The 4,733-nt window shown below is 69.8% G+C and carries 5 protein-coding genes; 3 read left to right on the top strand and 2 right to left on the bottom strand.

What is annotated here, in order from left to right:
• A partial coding sequence (locus tag A5711_RS15875) for a DUF2567 domain-containing protein (protein ID WP_156744964.1) occupies window positions 1–334 on the top strand: 334 nt, incomplete at its 5' end.
• On the opposite strand, the gene A5711_RS15870 is transcribed toward A5711_RS15875, so the two are convergent.
• Both A5711_RS15870 and A5711_RS15865 read right to left on the bottom strand, forming a co-directional pair.
• The gene (locus A5711_RS15870; RefSeq protein ID WP_067948102.1) at window positions 329–1,669 is read right to left on the bottom strand and encodes a lipase family protein; all 1,341 of its coding nucleotides are present in this window, start codon (window positions 1,667–1,669) and stop codon (window positions 329–331) included. The two genes, A5711_RS15875 and A5711_RS15870, sit on opposite strands and share 6 nt — an antisense overlap.
• Before the next feature lie 159 nt (window positions 1,670–1,828).
• Window positions 1,829–2,545 (bottom strand): NUDIX domain-containing protein, encoded by a 717-nt coding sequence (locus tag A5711_RS15865; protein ID WP_067948100.1) that lies wholly within the window; start codon window positions 2,543–2,545, stop codon window positions 1,829–1,831.
• A 46-nt stretch (window positions 2,546–2,591) separates the two neighbouring features.
• Here A5711_RS15865 and nadA point away from each other — a divergent pair, with 46 nt between their 5' ends.
• Window positions 2,592–3,641 (top strand): quinolinate synthase NadA, encoded by a 1,050-nt coding sequence (nadA, locus tag A5711_RS15860; RefSeq protein ID WP_067948098.1) that lies wholly within the window; start codon window positions 2,592–2,594, stop codon window positions 3,639–3,641.
• On the top strand, window positions 3,638–4,733 hold a 1,096-nt coding region (gene nadB, locus A5711_RS15855), incomplete at its 3' end, for an L-aspartate oxidase (protein WP_067948096.1). The genes nadA and nadB, both read left to right, overlap by 4 nt.

Below are 4,733 nucleotides of genomic sequence, written 5' to 3'. Positions count from 1 at the left end.
GTCGACCGGCCTGTTGACCGCCGCCGCGGCCGCGACGGCTACCGGGGCCGCGCTGGTCCGGGTCTTCTACGGCGCGTTGAACTTCGACGCGGTGCCGCTGTCCAAGGCCCCGTCGGTGGCGTACGTCGTCCAGGCGCCCCCGGTGTTCTTCGCCCAGAACCCGTTGCAGATCGCGCTGACCCTGCTGTGGCCCGCCGCTATCGCCGCGCTGGTGTATGCGGTGCTGGCGGCCGCCGACGCCCGTGACGACCTGGGCGCCCTTCCGCCGGGCGGCCGGGCTTCCGATGCGCTGCCGCTGGGAGCCGGGGGTGCCGCGGAAGCGGCCGTGTCATAGCGGACGGCGGTGAATGCTCCGGCCGAAGACGACCTTGGCCGCGATCTTGGCCAGCCGCGCCATCCCGACGTAGGTCATCGGGTGGAACATCGTCGGCCAGGTGGTCCGGATGAGGTGCTCGGTCAGCGGGCGGCGGTCGAACCGGTCCGTGAGCCAGCGCAGCGTCATCGGCGCCGACAGCGGGTGTAGCAGCATGTGCTCGTTGAAGGCGTCCCGGTGGTAGGTCACCTGGGCGCCGCCGGACGAATAGGCGTCGGCGAGCACGTCGATGTCTTTCACGTCGATGAGGTAGTCGTGGACGGCCTGCACGATCAGCACCGGCGGCGTCGGCACGGCCACGCCCAGCTTGATGCTCTCGAACACGTGCATCACCTCGGGCGTCGACAGGATGCTCTCGAGCGGCTCGTCGAGGTAGTCGCCCATGTTCTTGCCGGCCATCCGGACGACCGCCTCCACAGTGGTCATCTTCTCGAGCGACTCGAGCAGGGCTCGCCCCTCCTCGTTGCTGTGCTCTTTGATCACCCTGTCCAGCTCGGGATAGATGTGAGCGAGCGCGGATACCACCAGCGCGGGCAGACCCGAGAGAAAGCTGCCGTTAAGCCTGCGGAAGGTGTTGCCCAGGTCGCCGACCGGTGATCCCAGCACCGCTCCGACGATGTCCAGTTCGGGCGCGTACTCGGCGCAGACCTCGGCGGCCCAGGCGCTGGCCAGCCCGCCGCCGGAGTAGCCCCACAGCCCGACCGGCGCCAACGGGGACAGCCCGAGGCGTTCGGAACCCAGGGCGGCCCGGATGCCGTCCAAGACGCGATAGCCGGGCTCGTACGGCGCGCCCCACAGGCCCTGCAGCCCCTCGTGGTCCGGCACGGAGACGGCCCAGCCCTCGGCGACGGCGGCGGCGATCAGGAAGAGTTCGAGCTGGCCGATCGAGCCGAGGGCCTTCGCCCGGCGCCGCAGCGCGTAGGACGGGAAGCATCGGGACGACACGGCGTCGATCGCGCACTGGTACGAGAGCAGCGGGCACGGGCGTTCCGGGGCGAGCTCGGCCGGGACTATCACGGTGGTCGCCGCCGCCTCCGGCTCGCCGTGCATGTCCATCGTCCGGTAGAGCAGCTGGATGGCCTTGACGGGCTGCGGGATCAAACCCAAAAATGCCAGTTCGACGTCGCGCGAACGCAGCACCGTGCCCGGCTCGGCGTGTTGAAAGCCCAGTGGGGGTTGGTAGAACGGATCGTCCGAGGGCAGCAGCGGGCGTACTTTGCGCTGCAGTTCCTCGTGGGGCGGCCGGGCGATCCACTCCGCGCCATGCGTGCCTGCCAGATTGCCGAGCTCAGCCATTGGGCTCCCTTCTAGGCCATCGGGCATTGTCGCGCACGAACGGCAGGTAACCAAAACGTAATCGCCGGACTGTGAGCGACTTCTTGCCCGCGCGTGCAGAGTCGGACGCGCCACTGCTCCATTTACGATCGCGTCACCCGAAAGACGCTTTCCGCGAGCCTAGCCGGGGGGCCGCAACGCGGCGAATTCATCGGTGACCCGCAGCCGGGAATCGGTGAAGTGGTACAGGGCCGCGGGCCGCCCGCCGCTGCGGCCCGACTGCGCGATGGTGCCGGTCTGGCTGATCACGCCGCGGCGGACCAGCACCCGCTGCAGGTTCGTCGCGTCGACTTGGTAGCCGAGCGCGGCGCCGTAGATGTCGCGGAGTGTAGAAAGCGCGAATTCCTTTGGCGCCAAGGCGAATCCGAGGTTGGTGTAGGACAGCTTGGCGATCAGTCGGGCGTGCGCGTGCGTCACCATCGGGCCGTGGTCGAAGGCCATCGGCGGCAGGCAGCTCACCGGATGCCAGCGGGTGTCCGGCGGCAGCTCGGGGGTCGCGGGGGAGGGCACCAATCCCAGGAAGGTCGACGCGATCACCCGGTCGCCCGGCACCCGGTTCGGGTCGGAGAACACCGCCAGCTGTTCTAAGTGCGCGAGCTCTTTGAGGTCCACCTTCTCGGCCAGCTGTCGCAGCACGGAGGTGGTGATGTCCTCGTCGTTGCGCAGCTGCCCGCCGGGCAGCGACCAGGCGCCGCGCTGCGGGTCCTTGGCACGCTGCCATAACAGCACGTTAAGCTGCGGTTTTTCCGTCGGGCGGCCCTTCGTAACCTGCTCGGCGACATGGCGAACCTGGAATACGACCGCGAGCACTTCGTGGGCGGTGTTACCATGGGCCATGTTTTCGATTATAAGTCGAAAACCTCTCGGGCTGAAAGGAGCCGCCGTGACGGTTGTAAATCGCATGGACACGCTCGCCGAAGACATGATGGCCGAAGTCACGAATTCACCCGCGGGTTACGCCGGTGTCGAGGGCGACGAGCAGTGGGCCGCCGAGATTCGCCGACTGGCGAAGCTGCGCGGCGCCACCGTGCTCGCGCACAACTACCAGCTGCCCGCCATCCAGGACGTCGCCGACCATGTCGGCGACTCACTGGCGCTCTCGCGGATCGCCGCCGAGGCACCCGAGGACACCATCGTGTTCTGCGGGGTGCACTTCATGGCCGAGACCGCCAAGATCCTCAGCCCCGACAAGACGGTCCTCATCCCGGATCAGCGGGCCGGCTGCTCGCTTGCCGACTCCATTACCCCCGACGAGCTGCGCGCCTGGCGCGACGAGCACCCCGGCGCCGTTGTCGTCTCCTACGTCAACACCACCGCCGCGGTGAAGGCGCTCACCGACATCTGCTGCACCTCGTCCAACGCGGTGGACGTGGTCGAGTCCATCGACCCCGACTGCGAGGTGCTGTTCTGCCCGGACCAGTTCCTCGGGGCCCATGTGCGCCGGGTGACCGGCCGCACCAACATGCACGTGTGGGCCGGTGAATGCCACGTACACGCCGGGATCAACGGCGACGAGCTGTCCGAGCAGGCGCGGGCGAACCCCGACGCCGACCTCTACGTGCATCCCGAATGCGGTTGTGCCACTTCGGCTTTGTACCTCGCCGGCGAGGGCGCCTTCCCGGCGGATCGAGTGAAGATCCTGTCCACCGGCGGCATGCTCGACGCGGCGCACCAGACCCAGGCGCGCAAGGTGCTGGTCGCCACCGAGGTCGGCATGCTGCATCAGCTGCGCCGGGCCGCCCCGCAGGTCGACTTCCGCGCGGTCAACGACCGGGCGTCCTGCAAGTACATGAAGATGATCACGCCCGCGGCCCTGCTGCGCTGCCTGGTGGACGGGGCCGACGAAGTCGATGTCGACCCGGAGATCGCGGCGGCGGGCCGCCGCAGCGTGCAGCGAATGATCGAAATCGGCCAGCCGGGCGGCGGCGAATGACCGTCCGCCCCGCCTGGACCCATAGCGCCGACGTTGTCGTCATCGGCACCGGCGTGGCCGGATTGGCCGCGGCGCTGGCCGCCCATCGCGCCGGCCGCAGCGTCGTCGTGCTGAGCAAGGCGGACCAGGCGAAGGGGGGGACCGCGACCCACTACGCGCAGGGCGGCATCGCGGTCGTCCTGCCCGACAACGACGACTCGGTGGAGGCGCACGTCGCGGACACCCTGACGGCCGGCGCCGGCCTGTGCGACCCCGACGCGGTGTATTCCATCGTCGCCGACGGGTACCGGGCGGTGTCCGAATTGGTCGGCGCCGGAGCGCGATTCGACGAGGCATCGCCGGGCCGCTGGGACGTGACGCGCGAGGGTGGGCACTCGCGGCGGCGGATCGTGCACGCCGGCGGCGACGCCACCGGAGCCGAGGTGCAGCGGGCGCTCGACCACGCCGCGGCCACGCTGGACATCCGCGCCGGCCACGTGGCCCTGCGGGTGCTGCACGACGATTCCGCCGTCACCGGGGTCCTGCTGGGCAGCGTGGACGGCTACGGAATCATCAACGCGCCCGCGGTGATCCTGGCGTCGGGAGGGCTCGGGCACCTCTACGGCGCGACCACCAATCCCGAGGGCTCCACCGGTGACGGGATCGCGCTGGCCCTGTGGGCCGGCGTCGCGGTCAGCGACCTGGAGTTCATCCAGTTCCACCCGACGATGCTCTTCGGCGGGGCCGGCGGGCGGCGTCCGCTGGTTACCGAGGCCATCCGCGGTGAGGGCGCGATACTCCTTGACCGACAAGGCAATTCGGTGACGGCCGGTGTTCACCCGATGGGCGATCTGGCCCCGCGTGACGTCGTCGCCGCGGCCATCGACACCCGGCTGAAGGCCACCGGCGACCCGTGCGTCTTCCTGGACGCGCGCGGCATCGAAGGCTTCGCCACCCGGTTTCCGACCGTGACCGCCGCGTGCCGCGCCGCAGGCATCGACCCCGTCCGCCAGCCCATCCCGGTCGTCCCGGGGGCGCACTACAGCTGCGGCGGCGTCGTCACCGATGTGCACGGCCAAACGGAACTGCCCGGCCTGTTCGCCGCCGGCGAGG

This window comes from Mycobacterium sp. E2238 (assembly GCF_001672665.1).
Lineage (GTDB): Bacteria > Actinomycetota > Actinomycetes > Mycobacteriales > Mycobacteriaceae > Mycobacterium.
Note: the sequence above shows the minus strand (reverse complement) of the source record. Positions and strands in the feature narration are given on the sequence as shown.

Excerpts from the sequence above, each read along its gene's own strand:
- A5711_RS15870 (WP_067948102.1), bottom strand. The coding sequence starts at position 1,669 with ATGGCTGAGCTCGGCAATCTGGCAGGCACGCATGGCGCGGAGTGGATC.
- A5711_RS15865 (WP_067948100.1), bottom strand. The coding sequence starts at position 2,545 with ATGGCCCATGGTAACACCGCCCACGAAGTGCTCGCGGTCGTATTCCAG.